This is a genomic window from Moorena sp. SIO4A1, assembly GCF_010672065.1.
Lineage (GTDB): Bacteria > Cyanobacteriota > Cyanobacteriia > Cyanobacteriales > Coleofasciculaceae > Moorena.
Map to the genome: position 1 here is coordinate 274,559 of NZ_JAAHHX010000012.1, position 18,174 is coordinate 292,732.

General features: G+C 43.0%; 16 protein-coding genes. 11 read left to right on the top strand and 5 right to left on the bottom strand.

Annotated features, from left to right (window positions below):
• Positions 1 to 69 precede the first annotated feature (69 nt).
• Positions 70 to 1,422, top strand: coding sequence for a 3-phosphoshikimate 1-carboxyvinyltransferase (gene aroA / locus F6K53_RS13455; protein WP_293021673.1), 1,353 nt, complete (start codon positions 70 to 72; stop codon positions 1,420 to 1,422).
• Between the two features lie 161 nt (positions 1,423 to 1,583).
• On the opposite strand, the gene F6K53_RS13460 is transcribed toward aroA, so the two are convergent.
• Positions 1,584 to 2,735 (bottom strand): DUF1972 domain-containing protein, encoded by a 1,152-nt coding sequence (locus F6K53_RS13460; RefSeq protein ID WP_293064041.1) that lies wholly within the window; start codon positions 2,733 to 2,735, stop codon positions 1,584 to 1,586.
• A gap of 1,525 nt (positions 2,736 to 4,260) precedes the next feature.
• On the opposite strand from F6K53_RS13460, the gene F6K53_RS13465 reads away from it, so the two are divergent.
• Entirely contained in the window at positions 4,261 to 6,486 is a 2,226-nt protein-coding gene (locus tag F6K53_RS13465; RefSeq protein ID WP_293081054.1) for an alpha/beta fold hydrolase, read from the top strand.
• Positions 6,487 to 6,669: 183 nt separating this feature from the next.
• On the opposite strand, the gene F6K53_RS13470 is transcribed toward F6K53_RS13465, so the two are convergent.
• Entirely contained in the window at positions 6,670 to 7,872 is a 1,203-nt protein-coding gene (locus F6K53_RS13470; protein ID WP_293064047.1) for a glycosyltransferase, read from the bottom strand.
• A 324-nt stretch (positions 7,873 to 8,196) separates the two neighbouring features.
• On the opposite strand from F6K53_RS13470, the gene F6K53_RS13475 reads away from it, so the two are divergent.
• The 3 genes from F6K53_RS13475 to F6K53_RS13485 all read left to right on the top strand — a co-directional run bounded on the left by F6K53_RS13475 (position 8,197) and on the right by F6K53_RS13485 (position 10,282).
• Positions 8,197 to 8,319, top strand: a complete 123-nt coding sequence (locus F6K53_RS13475; RefSeq protein ID WP_293053707.1) for a hypothetical protein — start codon at positions 8,197 to 8,199, stop codon at positions 8,317 to 8,319.
• A 203-nt stretch (positions 8,320 to 8,522) separates the two neighbouring features.
• Positions 8,523 to 9,707: an AAA family ATPase gene (locus F6K53_RS13480; RefSeq protein WP_293064049.1), complete on the top strand. Its 1,185-nt coding sequence runs from the start codon at positions 8,523 to 8,525 to the stop codon at positions 9,705 to 9,707.
• A complete protein-coding gene (locus F6K53_RS13485) occupies positions 9,707 to 10,282 on the top strand; it encodes a DUF4276 family protein (RefSeq protein WP_293030842.1) in 576 nt (191 codons plus the stop codon). The genes F6K53_RS13480 and F6K53_RS13485 overlap by 1 nt, the downstream gene beginning before the upstream one ends.
• Before the next feature lie 112 nt (positions 10,283 to 10,394).
• On the opposite strand, the gene F6K53_RS13490 is transcribed toward F6K53_RS13485, so the two are convergent.
• On the bottom strand, positions 10,395 to 11,429 hold the full coding sequence (locus F6K53_RS13490) for a sulfotransferase (RefSeq protein WP_293081057.1): 1,035 nt from the start codon (positions 11,427 to 11,429) through the stop codon (positions 10,395 to 10,397).
• A 95-nt stretch (positions 11,430 to 11,524) separates the two neighbouring features.
• Here F6K53_RS13490 and F6K53_RS13495 point away from each other — a divergent pair, with 95 nt between their 5' ends.
• Positions 11,525 to 11,671, top strand: a complete 147-nt coding sequence (locus F6K53_RS13495; protein WP_293029183.1) for a hypothetical protein — start codon at positions 11,525 to 11,527, stop codon at positions 11,669 to 11,671.
• On the opposite strand, the gene F6K53_RS13500 is transcribed toward F6K53_RS13495, so the two are convergent.
• Positions 11,650 to 13,050 (bottom strand): hypothetical protein, encoded by a 1,401-nt coding sequence (locus F6K53_RS13500; protein ID WP_293064055.1) that lies wholly within the window; start codon positions 13,048 to 13,050, stop codon positions 11,650 to 11,652. The two genes, F6K53_RS13495 and F6K53_RS13500, sit on opposite strands and share 22 nt — an antisense overlap.
• Positions 13,051 to 13,328: 278 nt before the next feature.
• Here F6K53_RS13500 and F6K53_RS13505 point away from each other — a divergent pair, with 278 nt between their 5' ends.
• The 4 genes from F6K53_RS13505 to F6K53_RS13520 all read left to right on the top strand — a co-directional run bounded on the left by F6K53_RS13505 (position 13,329) and on the right by F6K53_RS13520 (position 16,108).
• Entirely contained in the window at positions 13,329 to 14,444 is a 1,116-nt protein-coding gene (locus F6K53_RS13505; RefSeq protein WP_293029178.1) for a glycosyltransferase, read from the top strand.
• Positions 14,445 to 14,526: 82 nt separating this feature from the next.
• Positions 14,527 to 14,820 (top strand): hypothetical protein, encoded by a 294-nt coding sequence (locus F6K53_RS13510; RefSeq protein WP_293029176.1) that lies wholly within the window; start codon positions 14,527 to 14,529, stop codon positions 14,818 to 14,820.
• Positions 14,810 to 15,193, top strand: a complete 384-nt coding sequence (locus tag F6K53_RS13515; RefSeq protein WP_293064058.1) for a DUF6516 family protein — start codon at positions 14,810 to 14,812, stop codon at positions 15,191 to 15,193. Before F6K53_RS13510 ends, F6K53_RS13515 begins: the two co-directional genes overlap by 11 nt.
• Before the next feature lie 357 nt (positions 15,194 to 15,550).
• The gene (locus tag F6K53_RS13520; protein WP_293029172.1) at positions 15,551 to 16,108 is read left to right on the top strand and encodes a Uma2 family endonuclease; all 558 of its coding nucleotides are present in this window, start codon (positions 15,551 to 15,553) and stop codon (positions 16,106 to 16,108) included.
• Positions 16,109 to 16,199: 91 nt separating this feature from the next.
• On the opposite strand, the gene F6K53_RS13525 is transcribed toward F6K53_RS13520, so the two are convergent.
• Positions 16,200 to 17,042, bottom strand: coding sequence for a sulfite exporter TauE/SafE family protein (locus F6K53_RS13525; RefSeq protein ID WP_293064062.1), 843 nt, complete (start codon positions 17,040 to 17,042; stop codon positions 16,200 to 16,202).
• 508 nt (positions 17,043 to 17,550) lie between these two features.
• Between F6K53_RS13525 and F6K53_RS13530 the strand changes: the two genes are divergently transcribed.
• Complete coding sequence (locus F6K53_RS13530) at positions 17,551 to 17,946, top strand: glycosyltransferase (protein ID WP_293064065.1); 396 nt, start codon at positions 17,551 to 17,553, stop codon at positions 17,944 to 17,946.
• The last annotated feature ends 228 nt before the right edge of the window (positions 17,947 to 18,174 follow it).

Consider the following 18,174-nt stretch of genomic DNA (forward strand, 5'->3'; position numbering starts at 1 on the left):
TAGTAATACCTAGAATTTTGGTAAAATCGGTTATGATGCAGCATGGTAATGTAACCGAAGTCTATGCCCTTGCCAGCCAATCTAGTCACCCTAACTACGACGGAAAATCAACAGAATTTAAGCATAAATCCCCCAACATCTGGTCTATCTTTGCAGGGAGTTATAAGGATACCAGGGGATAAATCGATTTCCCATCGAGCCTTAATGTTGGGAGCGATCGCGCAAGGAGAAACTACCATTAAAGGGTTACTTTTGGGAGAAGACCCCCAAAGCACTGCTAGCTGCTTTCGTGCTTTGGGCGCAGATATCTCGGAACTTAATACTGAACAAGTGATTGTTAAGGGTATAGGACTAGGGAAACTGCAAGAACCCGTTGATGTCTTAAATGCAGGCAACTCGGGTACTACCCTACGACTGATGCTGGGACTACTCGCCTCTGCTGCTGACCGATTTTTTACTGTAACTGGTGACAAGTCTTTGCGATCGCGTCCGATGTCCCGTGTGGTGAAACCCCTACAACAAATGGGAGCAAGCATCTGGGGGCGTGAAGGTGCAACGCTCGCTCCCCTGGCCATTAAAGGCTCGGTTCTTAAACCAATTCACTACCACTCTCCCATCGCCTCAGCTCAAGTAAAATCCTGTATTCTCCTCGCTGGTTTAATGACCGAAGGACAAACAACTGTCACTGAACCAGCCCTCTCCCGTGACCACAGCGAACGGATGCTCAAAGCCTTTGGCGCTCAAATTATTACTGACCCAAAAACCAATAGTGTTACCGTCACAGGACCGGCTCAGTTGCAAGGGCAAACCGTAATTGTTCCTGGTGATATTAGCTCAGCTGCCTTTTGGTTAGTAGCCGGAGCTATTGTACCGGGTTCAGAACTGATTGTGGAAAATGTCGGTGTCAACCCTACCCGTACAGGTATTTTAGAAGCCCTATCCATGATGGGGGCTGATATTGAGCTGTTAAATCAGCGAGTTGTCGCTGGGGAGCCGGTGGCAGATTTGCGGGTACGTCACGGTAACCTCAAAGGATGCACCATTGCGGGTGACTTGATTCCCCGCCTGATTGATGAAGTGCCAATTTTAGCAGTAGCAGCAGTCTTTGCCCAAGGAACTACTATCATTCGGGATGCAGCAGAACTGCGAGTCAAGGAAAGCGATCGCTTAGCGGTGATGGCATCCCAGTTGAACCAGATGGGAGCTAAGGTCACTGAATTGCCCGATGGTCTAGAGATTATCGGTGGTACTCCCTTAACTGGTACAGAAGTGGATAGTCATACTGACCACCGCATTGCCATGAGTTTAGCGATCGCAGCCCTAAATTCCCAAGGTACAACTACCATTCACGGTGCTGAAGCGGCTGCCATCTCCTATCCAAACTTCACTACCACCTTGGAAGAGGTAATTAAGGCTTGTTGACCGCTGTTCGCGTAGCGTGAGCTTTTAGCTCACCGCTCAAAATAAATAAAGTAATGGGTAAAGGTTTCTAAAATTACCCTTTACCCTTTACTCGTTACCCTTTAACCCAAATTTTTCCCCGAGCAGCTAGCCCAACTAAGTAGCTCAACTTATGAAGGCTATCACTCTATTTCAGGGATTGGAGAAGTTAACAAAGCTAGTTTACGCAGCTGCTTGGCTTGGGATAGGAACAACCTTTCGTAGGCTTTAATATCCTTATCCTTAGCAAATTCATCATCGTAGCGCTCTTTGCTCGCTAGTTTCATTTTTTGCAGTTCATCACCATCATTTAGCAGTATCTCCAGTTTCTCGTCCAATTCTGCTTCATTTTTGAAATAGTGAGCACCGGGTCCTGCAACCCAACGATTGAAGCGATTATTGTTTGCCAGAACCGGTTGACCAGCGCTGAGGGCTTCTACTAAAGAAGGATTAGTGCCACCAACTTGATGTCCATGAATATAGAGTCGTGCGTGGAATCTCAAGGCATTAACCACTGACTTATTATAGATAGCACCAGGAAAGATTACCTCATCACTGGCTGCTTCTAGAACTTGTTTGTGATAGGGTACTTGATCAGGTAAATAGCGACCAAGCACCACCAATTTAAGACCCCGAGGTCGCCTGGAAAAGCCAGAAACAATCTCTAGAATCGAGTTTTCTGGTTCAGGTCTAGCAATTACCAAAGCATACTCCTTCGGAGCCAGATTATACGCGGTTAATAGTTGTGAGTCTGCATTAACAACTTTCTCGGTTCCATAAGGAATTACCGTAATTTTATCAGAAGCTACTTTTCGAGTCAATAAATGACTCTTGATTTCTGGATGATCAGCAATTAAACTGTTAGCTAACCAACACCCAGCCCATTCATTGAGATATAACCAAATTTTTTCAGGAAGCCTCCATTTACTGCGTTTCCATTCCAGACCATCCATATTCATAAAATTGGTAATCCCTTTGAGGCGATACCAAATACTGAAGATGGCTGTGTTATAGCCAAGGGTAAGCACGATACCCTTTTGTTTGACCGCATGTAATGTAGATTTCCAGTCAAAAATGATCGATCCCAGTGCGTTGCTATAGGGAACCGGTATATGAACCAGACGAATACCATGCCAGTATTCTTCAAACATCTGATTTTTGTGCTCTTCCTGACAATAGACTGTGACTTCCCATCCCTGAGATACAAGATATTTTGACAGCCGTTCCGCGAAAGTTTCAAATCCACCATATTGAGCGGGAATGCCACGGATACCAAGAATTGATAATTTCAACATTTTAGATGCCCCAGTCTAACAGTATACAAAGGCAAAAATTTGCCTTCCCAATTCACAAGTTACTTAGACTAACTGAGTTGAATAACGACAATGCACCGAACAGCCGATAACAAACGGCTATCAAAGCGATGCAGCGCGGTCTTGGGGGTTTCCCCCATGAGCGACTGCATCAAGAGAGGTAGATAAACCCGATAATTTTTTGGTCTACCTTGAGCTGCTTTATCAATCAAGGAGATTCCCAGGATAAGCCTAGGCCATGATTTGTCAAAACTCTGTTAGTTTGGCGCAGTTTGACAATGGACTATCACCTGCCATCACTGAGATGGTATTTATCAACAAACCCTTAAAACCATTAAGTATAATACGTTCCGGGACTAGGTTAATGTCAGACTTGATTTTATTGTAATACTGCTGGAACGCACTACCACCGAGCAGAGGGGATGTGACACGCTTCACGCTGTGTCCCCTACACATTTAGGATTTGTGTGATAAATAGTCTCTGAACTTTAGGCGGTCGTTGAAGCGGTTGTGCCAACTTGTCAAAAGTGCCATAATCTGTTAGCATGTCAGGATTTTTGATGACGAATAACTTGAACATAGATCCAATAATCACCATTAGTTTTCCAAACGGTTTAACAATGGCTTTGCTATTTAATCAGCCTTTCACACAGTATAGCAAGGGAAGTATAGTTTAGGACATAGTCTTTTGGTTGAAAGGGAGCAGGAATCCCCCCTCCCTTAGTAAGGGGGGCAGGGAGCAGGGAGCAGAAGATGTCTTAAGCTTTACTTCGACTGCTATATCTTAAAATCCCTGTCAAAAGTCGAGATTTTAAAAAAAGTTAATGTTGTCAACAGCGGTCAATCAATTGTCAATAAACTGCTACATATTATTATTGTAGTATATCCCATCCAATCAACTCAACGATGATCGACGTGGAACTGAGCGAGTTTATGGAAAAACCTCCAACAATTAAATTGAGCTGAAGCAACATCTGATTAGTGATCAGACTTTAGTGATCAGACTTGGGTAACAAGTTAATCAAACTTTGTGAAAAACTTGTGAACTCATCTATCGGGTAGGGGAAACACTTAGCTAGTTTAAGGTAATCAACTACCTAGTGACGTAGATTTGATGATTAAAGTTCCAGGATTTATAGGAGTTACGAAGTTTAGTTGGTTTTGGCTCGCTAACCCACTAAATATGGGGGGGTAATACTCAAAAAAATCACCAAGTTTGGTGTATTTAGGGGGCAATGGGTAAGTCCTGATTGATAAAAAAAATCTCAAAAAAAATCTCAAACAGCGCGCTGAGTTGGCTCACAGGGAATCGTTTTACCCTGTTTTCAGGCTAAGTATTGAATAAATCCGGTAAAAAAAGCTATACTGTATTACTTGAATAAGTAAGGTTTGCTATATTAGTTAAGGTTTGCTGTTACATCTGAGCAATCATGGCTCCCGCAAGTAATCCCTAAGCAAGTAACGGCTAAGCAAGTAAACCAATCAGCAACGCTGGGAAATCAGGGATGTGTTAGAACCGAGTACTCGCCAACCCCAACAACTACCGAAACAATTATTGATAAACGGCCAACAGCCCAAGCTTCAGCCGGTGGCATTTATGTTTCCAGGACAGGGAGCCCAATATGTCAATATGGGGCTGGAACTAACCCATGAAATATCAACATTTCGTGTACTGATTGATCGATGCTCAGAACTCCTCAAACCCCATCTGGGTATTGACCTGCGCCATGTACTCTACCCAAAGCAGGAACAGACTAATCAGGCCACAGAGCAACTGAAACAGACTAGTATTACCCAGCCAGCCCTGTTTGTGATCGAGTACGCCCTAGCTCAGTTATGGATGTCGTGGGGAGTCCGTCCCCAAGCGATGATCGGTCACAGTATTGGTGAATATGTGGCAGCCTGTGTAGCTGGAGTCTTTTCCTTAGAGGATGCATTATCTCTGGTTGCCCTTCGAGGGCAGATGATGCAACAACTGCCTGCTGGCTCGATGCTTGCTGTTCCTTTACCGGAAGAGGAGGTGCAATCCCTGCTGGGTCAGGAACTATCCTTAGCAGTGATTAACGGGCCATCCCAATCGGTGATTTCTGGTCCTACTGATGCGATCGCATTATTACAAAACCAATTGGATCAACAAGGGGTAGAGTACCGCAGGCTACATACCTCCCATGCCTTTCATTCCAAGATGATGGAACCGATCTTGGACTCCTTCACCGACCAGGTAAAACAGGTTAGTCTCAAGCCTCCACAAATTCCCTACCTATCTAATGTTACTGGCACTTGGATTACAGCCGAGCAAGCAGTCAATCCACGCTATTGGGCACAGCATCTGCGGCAAACTGTGCGATTTTCTCAAGGTGTGCAACAGCTGTTGAAACAACCAGAGACCATCCTGCTAGAAGTAGGGCCTGGGCGAACCTTGAGCACATTAACGAAACGACACTCTCAGAAAGCGGTTGAGCAACTGGTGCTAACCTCAGTACGTCATCCACGACAGGAGCAATCGGATCTAAGCTTCTTGCTCACTACCGTAGAACAGCTCAGGGAAGCCGGTGTATCAGTGGATTGGGATGGATGCCATGGTCAGACACCTGACCAGCAAGACATCCTAAGGCACAAGGGCCAAGAAGATGATACCCAAAAAGACAACAGTACTCTGGAGTCAGAGTCATCCAAGACCTTTGTTGCTCCCCGAAATGACTTAGAACGTCAATTGACCAAGATTTGGGAAAACGTCTTAGGAATCAAATCTATCAGTGTTACAGATAACTTCTATGACCTAGGAGGAGACTCTCTGCTAGCGGTGCGCCTGTTTGCTGAGATTGAGAAGATTTTCCATAAAAAACTGCCCTTAGCTTCTCTGCTGATGGCTCCAACTGTAGCCCAATTAGTAAACCAGCTGCGCCAAGACCAAGGAGCAGCACCTTGGTCCTCAGTAGTACCAATTCAGCCCAATGGTTCCAAACCGCCTCTATTCTGTATTCATGGAGCCGGTGGTAACATTCTCAGCTTTCGAGATTTGGCACGTTATTTAGGTTCGGAGCAACCGTTTTATGGACTCCAATCATTGGGTCTCGATGGCAAACAGACTCCCCTGACCACAGTTGAAGATATGGCTCGCTGCTACCTCCAGGAAATACGTACTATTCAGCCCAAGGGTCCCTATTTTCTGTCAGGATACTGCTTTGGAGGTAAGATTGCTCTGGAGATTGCTCAGCTGCTCCGCTTAGACGGTGAGACAGTGGCTCTGCTAGCTCTGCTTGAACCTAGCCCTCTTGAATTCTCGACAAGTGAAAACCAACGTCCCTATCAACGTAGCTATAGTGATCGATTAAAGGGACTGTTTCAACGATTGATTCACAGAGGTTTTCAAGACGTACTCAAGCAGCAATTCCTAAAGGTTGTTTCTAAATTATATCAGTCCTTTGGAATTTCCTTACCGCAATCTCTCCAAATCATAAAAGTCCAAGAAGCTAACACCTTCGCTTCAAAAAATTATGTGGCCAAACGCTACTATCCAAACCCAGTAACAATGTTCTTGACCAGTGAGCGGATTTCCCAGTCTCCAGAACTCCAAAAAGGCTGGATAGAGTTAGTTACTGGAGAGCTGGAAATCCAGGAAATCTCTGGTAAGCACTTAGATGACCAACCAGGGAGTTTTCTCAAAGACCCCCATGTAGAGCTACTAGCTCATAAAATTAGGGCTTCTATAGATCAGGTAATTGTTAGTTAATTGTCAATCATTTGTTAAGTTAAACTTGTCACTGGTCGTAAGCATTCAGCCGTGAGCTTTTGGCTCACGCTACGCGAACAGCCATCAGCCGTCAGCTTTTGGGCAATAGCTGAGAGCTGATAGCTGATAGCTGATAGCTGATAGCTGAGAGCTGTTCGCGTAGCGTGCGCGTAGCGCTTAAGCTTAAGAATTGATAACTTGCTGATATAAACTCAGCATTTGTTCACCAATTATTTCCCATGACCAATTCTCTGAGACTATCACTCGTCCTTTAAGTCCCATAGATATGCGTTTTTCCCCATTAGTTGCTAACTGCAACAGTGCTTGATCTAAATCATTGATCACTTGGGATAGGTTATCGACAGGCACTTTAATTCCCCAGTCTTGTTGAACCATCAACGAGGGTCCACCAATATCGAGACAAACCACAGGTCTACCAGATGCCATTGCTTCCAACACCACCGTCGGCCAATGATCATGGAAGCTCGGATGCATTAACACGTCCACCTCTGCCATCCGTTGTAAGACCTGATCACGGGAAAGCTTCCCCCAAAAACGTACAGCATCACCGCATCCAAGGTCTTTAGCTAATTTCTGTAGTCCCTCCTTTTCAGGACCATCACCAATCAGCCAGTATTCACTAGTGGGGTGTTCACGATGGAACTGGGCAAAGGCACGGATGCCCAATGCAAACCCTTTCCAACCCAAAAATCTCCCGATACTGACCACTCGAAATGGTTCTTCCTGGCGCTGGGGCAGTTGAGCTAATCTCTCAATATCCTTTTGATTAAGACCAAAGGGAGGAAAAGCCTTAACTGGTAAATTGTCTGACCATTGGCTCGCTTCCCGAGATAGAATTAATTGGGCGCGAGAAGCAACAGACCACTGGGTAAAGCGACCTAGGGCATTCATCGACACCATCCGAATCCGTTCCATCATGGCCGATTTTAGGGATAATGTCTTCAAGAGTACCGACGGAATTTTATCTTTAGCGCCACCATTCCAAATCAAGGGCACACCTAGCCAGCCTATCCATGTTGGCAACCAGGAATTTTGATAGGTGACATGGTGAACCAAATCAAAGCCAATTTCCCCCTGGAGTTTTTTGGCCACAAAAAATGCTCTAATCTGCCAGGCGATATAGTACAAATAATGAGACAATCCTGAATTACGAGACCCTTCAGACATTGCTACAAAAATAAAGGTGACATTGTCTAAAGGTGAATGAGTCAATTCCTGTTCAATCTGAGATTGATCAGTTATGTTAGTGAGCACCCAACACTTATGGCTATGGTCTTTAGCTATTTGTTTTACGACATTCCAACCTATACCATATTCAGACCCTCTTACTGGGGAACAGCCATAAGCAGAAATCAGGATATTCATGATTATTTTTCCCTGATTAATTCAGCTGATAATTAGTAACATTTTAACAGACTTAGGCGTCTTAGTAGGGAGCATGTTACCCTTGTAATTAGGTAACATGCTCCCCTTCGATCACAGGATAGACGATCCTAAAGCACCATAGATAGGACTTACGAAGTTAGTTGGTTTTGCCCCCCTGCCCCCCAATTTTGGGGGGTAATGATGTCAAAGTCCCCCATAATTGGGGGATTTAGGGGGCTTTGCGTAAGTCGTGATAGACATATCCAACGGTAGGTTAGTACTCACGAAAAACAGAGCTAGCCTTGATAACCTGATTGGGCTGTAATGGCTGTATGCCAGACTTGGGAACAGTCAGCGGAGATTAATCTAGGGGTGGTGGCGGCGGAGTTGAAGCAAGTGGATCGCAATTTGGTAGAAATTGATGCCACGATCGAGGGGATTTTGTGATTAGTTAGGGATGGATGGGTGCATGTCAGTTTTGTTAATCCCTGATTCAGATCCCCCATTATCCCCCTTAATAAGGGGGACTTTTCAATCTAATTCCCCCCTTTTTTAAGGGGGGTTAGGGGGGATCTATGTACCTAATTACAAATTTGACATGCTCCCGGGATGGATACTCCTTACATGTTTGTTTAGGTAAATCATAGACTATGAAAATCCTTACCATAAAAATTAAAAACTATCGTGTATTTGAAAACATAGAAATCAAAAATATTCCCGCATTTTTTGTGATAGTTGGTGCAAACGGTACCGGAAAATCAACCCTGTTTGACATATTTGGCTTTATCCACCATGCCCTCAAACATAATATTCGTCATGCTCTCGAAGTTCGTGGCGGTTTCAATGAAGTTATCACCCGAGGCAAAGAGCAAGAAGATATCGAAATAGAACTTCAGTTCCGTATGAAAATTCTAGGAACTGAGCGCCTGGTTACCTATATTTTGATCATTGGACAGGAGAAGAGACGACCGTTCATAAAACGAGAAATTCTGCGTTATAAACGTGGCGCACACGGGAAACCTTTTCATTTTCTAGACTTTCGAAAAGGAAAAGGATACGCTATCATCAACGAAGAAAAATTTGAACAAGCTGACAAAGACCTGCAACGGGAAGAACAACAACTTGAATCCAGCGACATTTTAGCCATAAAAGGCTTAGGACAATTCCAACGCTTCAAAGCCGCCAGTGCCTTTCGTTCCCTGATCGAAAACTGGCATGTTTCCGACTTTCATATCAATGAAGCTAGAGGCAGCAAAGACGCATTCTATGCCGAACACCTCTCCCCCACAGGAGATAATATGGCATTAGTAGCCCAATACATCTATCAAGAACATCCCGAAATATTCGAGAAAATTCTCCAGCGAATGCAAGAGCGAGTCCCCGGCATTTCCAAAGTAGAAGCCAAAAATACTGAAGACGGCAGACTAATCCTAAAATTTCAAGATGAAGCCTTTAAAGACCCCTTTATCGATCGCTATGTTTCCGATGGCACCATGAAAATGTTTGCCTATTTAATATTGCTCTTCGATCCTAAGCCTCACCCCCTGCTCTGTGTCGAAGAACCCGAAAACCAACTTTACCCCAGCCTTTTACATGAACTCGCCGAAGAATTTGCCAGTTATGCCAATCGTGGTGGCCAGGTCTTTGTCTCTACCCACTCCCCTGACTTTTTAAATGCCGTTCCCCTGGAGAGCATCTTTTGGCTCACCAAAGAACATGGGATCACCAAATTTTCAAGGGCTAAAGATAATCCAACCCTTGTCAATCTAGTTGAAGCTGGAGACTTACCTGGCTATCTATGGAATCAAGGCTGGTTTGAAGGAGTTGCCCCCTAATGAGTTATGACCTGATTTTTATGCTAGAAGAACGCTCCATGAAAAACGTTTTAGATCAACTCCTACCGAAAATTATCCCCGATCAAATCACCTATCTTTGTATCCCCCACCAAGGCAAACAGGACTTATTTAAATCTATTACTAAAAAAATTAAAGCCTTTCAATATAGTCCCGACACTAGATTCATTATCGTCCATGACCAAGACTCCCATGATTGCAAAAAACTCAAATCCGAACTATTAGAAATTTGTCAAACTGCCGGAAAATCCAATAATGTGATGATTCGGATCATCTGCCATGAATTAGAATCCTGGTTCTTAGGAAACTTAGCCGCAGTCGAAAAAGCCTATAACATGAAACCTAATAGCCTCAGTAAACAACAAAGTAAAAAGAAATACCGTAACCCCGATCAGCTTAACTCTGCCAAACAAGAGCTTAAAGGTTTAGTTGAGGAATACTATCCAGGAATCCATTCTAAAAAAATTGCACCCTATTTATCTTTAACTGACAATACATCCCACAGTTTTCAAGTCTTTATTAAAGGTATTAAACAGATCTTAGAGGTATCACCATGACCAAATCCGGTTGGGTGCATCTCCTAAAAGCTGTTTGACACTCCTGCTCCCTGCTCCGAAGTCCCTGCTCCCTGCTCCCTAAAACCCAAGACCTTAATAGCAGGGTTACCATCTACAAGCGTCTGCGAATCGCTTCTACAATGTTTCGGGTTCGGTCAAGATTCATTAACAAAGCTAGGGTCAATTTTACAGGTAAAAATGCCCAGCTTAATGCTAACATCAAGGGGTTGGGCTTCATCGAAGCATAGGAGTAACCATGCTTGAGCATGTTAGTATAGGTTACTTGCTGGCAAATATGAATCTCTGTCACAGAAAGTCCCCCACGCCGCCATTTTCCAGTGGTATTCGGGTCAATTCCCCGACGTTTTGGTGTGATTTGCTTATGGGATGAGACACCGCCCTCATTTTGAGGAACGTCCAACATTTGTGATTGGAACTCCAGACCTAGAAACTGGCAAATTTCTGCCACGGTCTGCTCTGGATTTGTTACCAAATATTCAAATCTCACCGTACGACATCGCGGATGATTGGCAAATTTTTCAGCAGCGTTAATCGACGCATTCCAAAGTTTTGAGATGGTAAAGGGATGATAATTGCACCAAGACCGGAAGGCTTCTCGATAGGGAATATTCTTGGCACCCAAGAATTTGATTCGCCACTTATATTTTTGTGACAGCAGTACGTCTCGGGGGTCACGAACCATATTAATAATCCTGCTTTCGGGATAAAGTTCCAGGATTTCAGCTATGTATAAGACATTGCGCGGAGTTTGCTCACAAGGAATACTCTTACTGTTTTTGGCAGCTTTGTATCCCAGAAATACCTTAAAGACATCCCCAGAGGTTAGCCTTTGCTCCGGAAACTGGGCAATAATTGCTTTGGCTTCTTCACTAAAGTCACTGGGATCCCCTGGACGCAGAACATCACTATGCTGAATTGATAGGAGGCGAGCCGCTAGCTGTTCTGCTTCTGCCTGAGTCAGGTAAGAGTCCCGATGCTGCTCGGACCATAACTGCTCAAAAAAATGGAGTTCCTCAAAGGTGAAAACCTCTGAATTTAATCCCAAGATTAGACCGATCAGAGTAGTGCCACTGCGGGAGTTTCCTACTACAAATATCTGTTCCACTCTTGGTTGATGATCAATCATGATGGGCTGATGGGGTGATAGGGTGATAGGGTGATGGGGGAATTGGTAACAGTATGATAAGTATATCAGCACTAAGGATTAAGCATAACAAAAAAATGCTTGTCTTTCTTTTATACTGTTCCCTATTCCCTATTCCCTATTCCCTATTCCCTATTCCCTGTTCCCTGTTCCCTGTTCCCTATTCCCTATTCCCTACTCCCTACTCCCTACTCCCTACTCCCTATTCCCTACTCCTTTGTTGAACAGACCAGGAATTAACTACTAGTCCAGCCAGTAACCAAAAATAAAAACTAAAGGGTCGAAGTTTAAATGTCCTTTCCACAAAGGTGTAAAAGAAAGAAACTATAATTATAGTACAAAGCATCACCCCAAGGGATTTGTATTCCAGGTATGAAGAGGATTTAATCAGAGAGTTAGAGGTTTGGTAAAGCCGTAGCAATATTAGCCAAAAAATCCCCAAACCAACAATTCCAAAATACCCCAGGAAGGCAAACCAGTAGGCATCTTCCAGGAGTTCCACATGCCAGGATAAATGCCGTTGTTCATCTGGGGAGAGAATCACGGAATTTTCTATTCCTCTTTGTAAGGCACCAGGCTCTGGACCAAAGCCAAACCAGCCTCCTGAATTCATCAAACCATTAACAATAGTCTTGGCTGCCCAACCCCGCTGAGCTTCTAAGTTGTGTTGCCAGTAATCTGGAGAAAAAATCGAGAAGAAATAGGAAGTTAAATCAGGAATTTCACCATTTTCAGAGACGGAAGCTGCTGATGTTTGAAGATTCAATAATGGGGAAATTAAGACTACAGTTATCAAAATTGCTGTAGAAAACCAGAGGATGAGAGCAGTATCTCTTTTACGTTTGAGATGAACTAATACTAGAATAGGAATTAGTAGAGATATCATCAGTCCAGCTCGCTTTTTGGAAGCAAAGTTGGCGAAATATAGCACTAAAATACTAGCGGAGTCTTTGAAAGTGGGAATAAGATGACTAGAGTGGGTGTAGACATGGCTAATAAATACTGAAATGGCTAACATCAGGAATCCTGAAAGGATGGCACTGTCGCCAAAGGTGCCAATGCTGGCATTTTTGGCAGCCATTGTGCCGGAGTGGATGACTTGCCTGGTGAATAGTTTCTGAGTGATGCTGGCGGGTAAGAAGTATTGGATGGAGGCTATACCTGCCTGGATTAAACTGGCTAGTCTAATACTTTTTAATAATAGAGAAAGCTGTTCGATAGAAATGTCAATATTAACAACAGTATAGTAAACGGAGATATACCGAAAATTAGTGCGTAAGTTTTTAATGCTACCTGCAATTCCAGCATGGTTAACAACAATGGAAATCATGGTACCGAGGAAAAAGGCAATAATCAGGATATCAAGGGGGGTTTTTCGTATACCTTTACCAGAGGAGATCCGCAGGTAAATTACCCTTACCATTAGGATGTAAAGGATAATTTCGGGAACAAAACGTATTAATGAAATTAACGGTGATGGTAAGGGTAGCCAGTTGAGAACAAAGTCTTCAAAGGGTTGGTAGATGGTTATGGTTAAAATTATCGCAAATGGTAGCTGCCCTGTTTGCATCGCCCATCGATACCAGGAAATTATTTTGTTCATTGTTGGGATTAGGGAGTCGGGAGTCGGGAGTCGGGAGTCGGGAGTGGAAAGTGGAAAATTTTCTAAATGCCTGTTCCTTTATGATTTTATTTAGTGGTATTGTAACTAAGTTAGAAATTATTCCTACATCTAAGCTACAGCGGTTTTCATATTAGTGGAGTACACACACGGATTTTTTGCCTGTTCCCTATTCCCTACTCCCTACTCCCGATTCCCGATTCCCGATTCCCGATTCCCGATTCCCGACTCCCTGTTCCCTGTTTCCTGTGCTATAAGTTATGTCTGTTGCTTTAATTGCCCATTATCTTGGTCCTCGCTTAGGGATTGGGCAGTATCTCAATCGATTACTACCACCTCTAGTTGAGGAACTGATCAGCCGAGGCACTAAGGTGAAAATCTTGGCTTCTCCAAATGCGTTTGAGAATACTCCTACCCTACAGGAGTTGGCAGATAGTGTTAATATCCTACCACCGCTGGATTACTCCCCAGCAAAGCGGTATGGTTGGGTGGCTACTCGCTTTAATGGGTATTGTGCTCAAGCAGGAGTAGAGGCTCTAGTCTGGCTATCTAACCCGATCGTACTGCCGTGGCATCCACCTACTATTGCAGTGCTTCATGATGTCAATGAATGGAAAGCGGCTAATAAGTATGGCGATCGCATAAAAACGGCTTTGCGATCGCTAATTTACCTGGATGCCTCGATTCGTTTTGCCCAGCAGATTATCGTGGTAAGCAAAGCTACGGAGAATGACCTGCTACACTTTCGCCCTAACCCAAGGCTTCAACAGAAGCTGAAAACTATTCCGAATGGAGTAGACTCACCCCTAGCTAAGTTACCGACCGTCTCGATTTCTGCTCCCACTGGACCATTCTTGTTATCGGTAGGTCGGATCGACCCAGCTGCCAAGCGTTTACCGGAAGCTGTGGCATTAACCTCTCAACTTAGAGAGCTTAGTGGTGAACCTTGGGAATTGCATTTAGTGGGAGGGATGAATACTTCCACCCAAGCTAGCGGTGAAGCGTTCCTCAACTCAATTGAGAGCTTGCCTTGGGTTCAGTATCATGGTCACATAAGCGATCGCATTTTGGCTCAATGGTATCGAGAGGCAACAGCGGTAGTGTTTCTGTCTGACCGGGAGGGATTTGGACTACCGATTGCCGAAGCCGCATCATTTGGTCGCTTCGTGGTGGTATCTCAAGGGAATCAAGCCGGTTTAGAAGCAGGGGGGTCTGCCATTATTACTGTTGATCCTGATCAGCCTAGGGAGGCAGCCGAGAAGGTAATCGGTGGTTTGAAAGAAAAACAACTAGTTGAGATTAGTAGTAATTTGCCGAAGTGGGAAACAGCAGCAATGGCTTATGCTGATGCGATTAATGAACTCAATAGGGAGTAGGGAGTAGGAAATAGGGGTGCGATTCGTTATTCCCTGTTCCCTTATAAACCTTATTAACGTCAATAAAAAAAAACTTAAAAAAATGATGGCTGAACTCAAAATTAGATCAAAAGATCCAGATTCACTAAAACGAATTATTCAAAGTGCCTTGTCAGAAAGATTACAGAGTGTTAAAGCAGGAATTCAAAGGACAGAACAACGCCTTCAGGAATTTGAAACTAAATACAAATTATCAACAGCGGAATTTATTACTCGCTTTAATAACGATGAATTAGTCCATAGTTTTGATTTTGATGAATGGATCGGAGAATCTAAAATGTTGGAACATTTACAAAAAACAAAAGAATCTATAGAGGATATTTATTTTGTTGATTGAAGACTATTTTGATCAGATTGATATTTTATTGTCATCATCGCTAATAGTCAAAGGGTTAACTATTGAACGGGAAAAAAGAGGAATGTATGAAGGGTTTATCAGAGGCAAGATAAATTTCCAAGATAATTCCTTGCTCCATTTCCGAGAATTTGTCTATGTAGAAATTTCAATCGATAGAAAAATGTATAGTTATCAATATATGAATTACGATAATAATCTAATTTTCCGCTATGATAATACCGAACACCATCGAAAATTAAATCTTGCTACTTTTCCTCATCATAAACATGATGGAAGTGAGGATAATATTGTTCAATCTAATGCTCCTTTTTTAGCTGAGGTACTTAAGGAGATTGAAAAAATATTAGTTTAGTTTTAGTGCTTTCGCGTAGCGTGACCTACGGTCAATCCTGTAGCGGCGAACGAGCGTTCATCACCATCTTGTAGGTTGGGTTTATACCACGAAATCCAACAAATAACAAAAGTACAGATTAAACCTCTTGCTATAATTAACAAGCAATTATTTTTAAAAGTGTTGGGTGTCATTATTTTCGCTATTTACCATTATTACAGCGTTTTTCATAGCTACGAGGTACACATAATTTTTTTTCTCTTGCCTCTTGCCTCTTGCCTTCCCCTCCTGGGAGGGGTTAGGGGTGGGTTCCTCTTGCCTCTTGCCTGCTCCCTGCTCTCTAAAAAATGCACCTCACCTAATTAAAAACCGCTATATATGACCACAGCCACTCCACCCCTAACCTTAGAGGAGTTCCTCAAACTCCCAGAAACCAAACCCCGATCAGAATTTATCAATGGGGAAATCATTGTTAAGCCCATGCCACAAGGCCAACATAGTCTGCTTCAGATTGAATTGTGTCAAGCTATCAATCGAGTCGCTAATCCCAACAAAATTGCCAAGGCTTTCCCGGAACTGCGCTGTACCTTTGGGGGTGAATCAATTATTCCCGACATCACAGTATTTCGTTGGGCAAACATCCCCATTGAACCAACTGGCAAAATTGCCAACCGCTTTGAAATACATCCAGATTGGGCAATCGAAATTCTTTCCCCAGACCAAAGACAAACCAAAGTCCTGAGCAAACTCATCCACTGTTTGCGTAATGGAACCGAACTAGGATGGTTAATTGATCCGGAAGAAGAAAGTATTATCGTGATTGATCAGACTCAACGATTGGAAATCCTTTCAGCAACCTCTACGTTACCGATTCTCAATGGAGTAGAGTTAGAACTAACAGTTGAGCAAGTTTTTGGGTGGTTAACCCTAGGGTAAGGTTACATGGGGTGCATCTCATAGGAAGCGGTCTGGCGTTGCTGAATAATAGAATGATTTTAAGAGAATGATAAAACCAAGAATCACTCAATTAAGCGCGTCTCAGTTTTGTGCGATACATCAGATAATAAAATGAAGTAAATAAAATCAGGGCAAACAATCCAGCCGAAACTACGGATGTCGTAAGTGGAATCAACAGTAAAGAAGTCAGCAATTCAATTACAATTAAACTAATCAAAATCCAAACCACCATTTGGCGTTCCATCAGACTACAAAGAATTGCTCCGGTTGGCGCACCCACTACCACAACCGGAACCGCCGCTAACCAATAATTACTGACGGGAGTGACAAAATCCCCCAGGATAAAGTTATGAATTAAAAAGCCTGTGACGGCATTAATTGCCATCAAAATCACTGACGTTGGAGTGCTAACTTTCTCACACAAGCCAAACAGTAACACCATTACAGAGTAGGCAAAAACATCCATTCCACTCCCAACTAACCCACTAATCATACCGCCCATTAATCCGACTACTAGAGATAAAATTTTTTCTCGTTTACCCCAGTGTTCAATCGTCAATTTCCGTTCAGTCTTAGTTAAATTTAAGTGAATTAAAATGAGGGCAAAACTGCTCACCATCATTGTAAATGAAATTTTAATGACTTCGGGAGGAAGTAAAGGAGCCAAAAAAGCTGTTCCCATAAAAATACCTGGAATTCCCCCTAAACTCACCCAACGAATTAACTTCCATTCTACTGGAGTTTTCATAGCCACAATCGTAAAAGAGGCGGCACTCATGCCAATACTTTGAATAGCTAAAGAAAAGAGTTTTGCATCGGGGGGAGAGACGTGAAGCCACTTTGTTAAAGCTGGAAAAGCAACTGCGCCTCCTCCCATACTTGTCGCTCCTGCAACCATGGAACCAAAGACCATTGTGAAGGCAAATTCCCAATGTTCAATCAGGTTATAAATAGCTCGACTGGGTTCAATAATAATCAGCCAGCTTGTCCAAACTGTGAGTACACACAATAGACTATAACGAATATAACGTTGGGATTAAATAAACTTAAACAATGAATACATAAACTTTAAAATATTGAAGATGATTATAGTGTTGTGGAAACTAATTTGATATTTTTTTTTTATTTTTTGATAATCCCCTAATTAATTAAGAATTAGGGGATTATCAAAAAATAGCAGGGATAAAAAAATATTTAACTAATTAATTAAGAATTCAAAAAAAACGTTAAATTAGTTACTTTATTATGCTAAAAAAATAGCATAATTATGAAAGCATTGCCCCACTTGAGCTGAAACCAATTTATACACCTAGGTCTCATCAAGGCAACAGGACTTACCCAAAACTGGACTCCAGGAAAATTGGCGTACACCAATTACCAATTACCGATCACCAACTAAACTTCGTAAGTCCATAGGAGGGATGAATACTTCGACCCAAGCTAGCGGTGAAGCGTTCGAGACGTCAATTGAGACCTTGCCTTGGGTTCAGTATCATGGCCACATAAGCGATCGCATTTTGGCTCAATGGTATCGAGAGGCAACAGCGGTAGTGTTTCTGTCTGACCGGGAGGGATTTGGACTACCGATTGCCGAAGCGGCATCATTTGGTCGCTTCGTGGTGGTATCTCAAGGGAATCAAGCCGGTTTGGAAGCAGGGGGGTCTGCCATCATTACCGTTGATCCTGATCAGCCTAGGGAGGCAGCCGAGAAGGTAATGGGTGGTTTGAAAGAAAAACAATTAGTTGAGATTAGTAGTAATTTGCCGAAGTGGGAAACAGCAGCAATGGCTTATGCTGATGCGATTAATGAACTATAGTGCAGGGTGCAGCGGGAGCATGTCACTACTTCAGAAAACTCTTAACAATTTTTAATATTATTTTTGAGGTGAGTTGGTTTATAATAAATTCCACTCCATCAAGCTAACTGTTTAGCACCTAGTAAAAGCCTTGGTAATTTCCGGCAAGATTCGGAAATTACCTAGCTAGGTTGCAGACCAAGGATTGATTTCCTACGTTGTTTTGGTCATGATACCTGGGAGTGACCT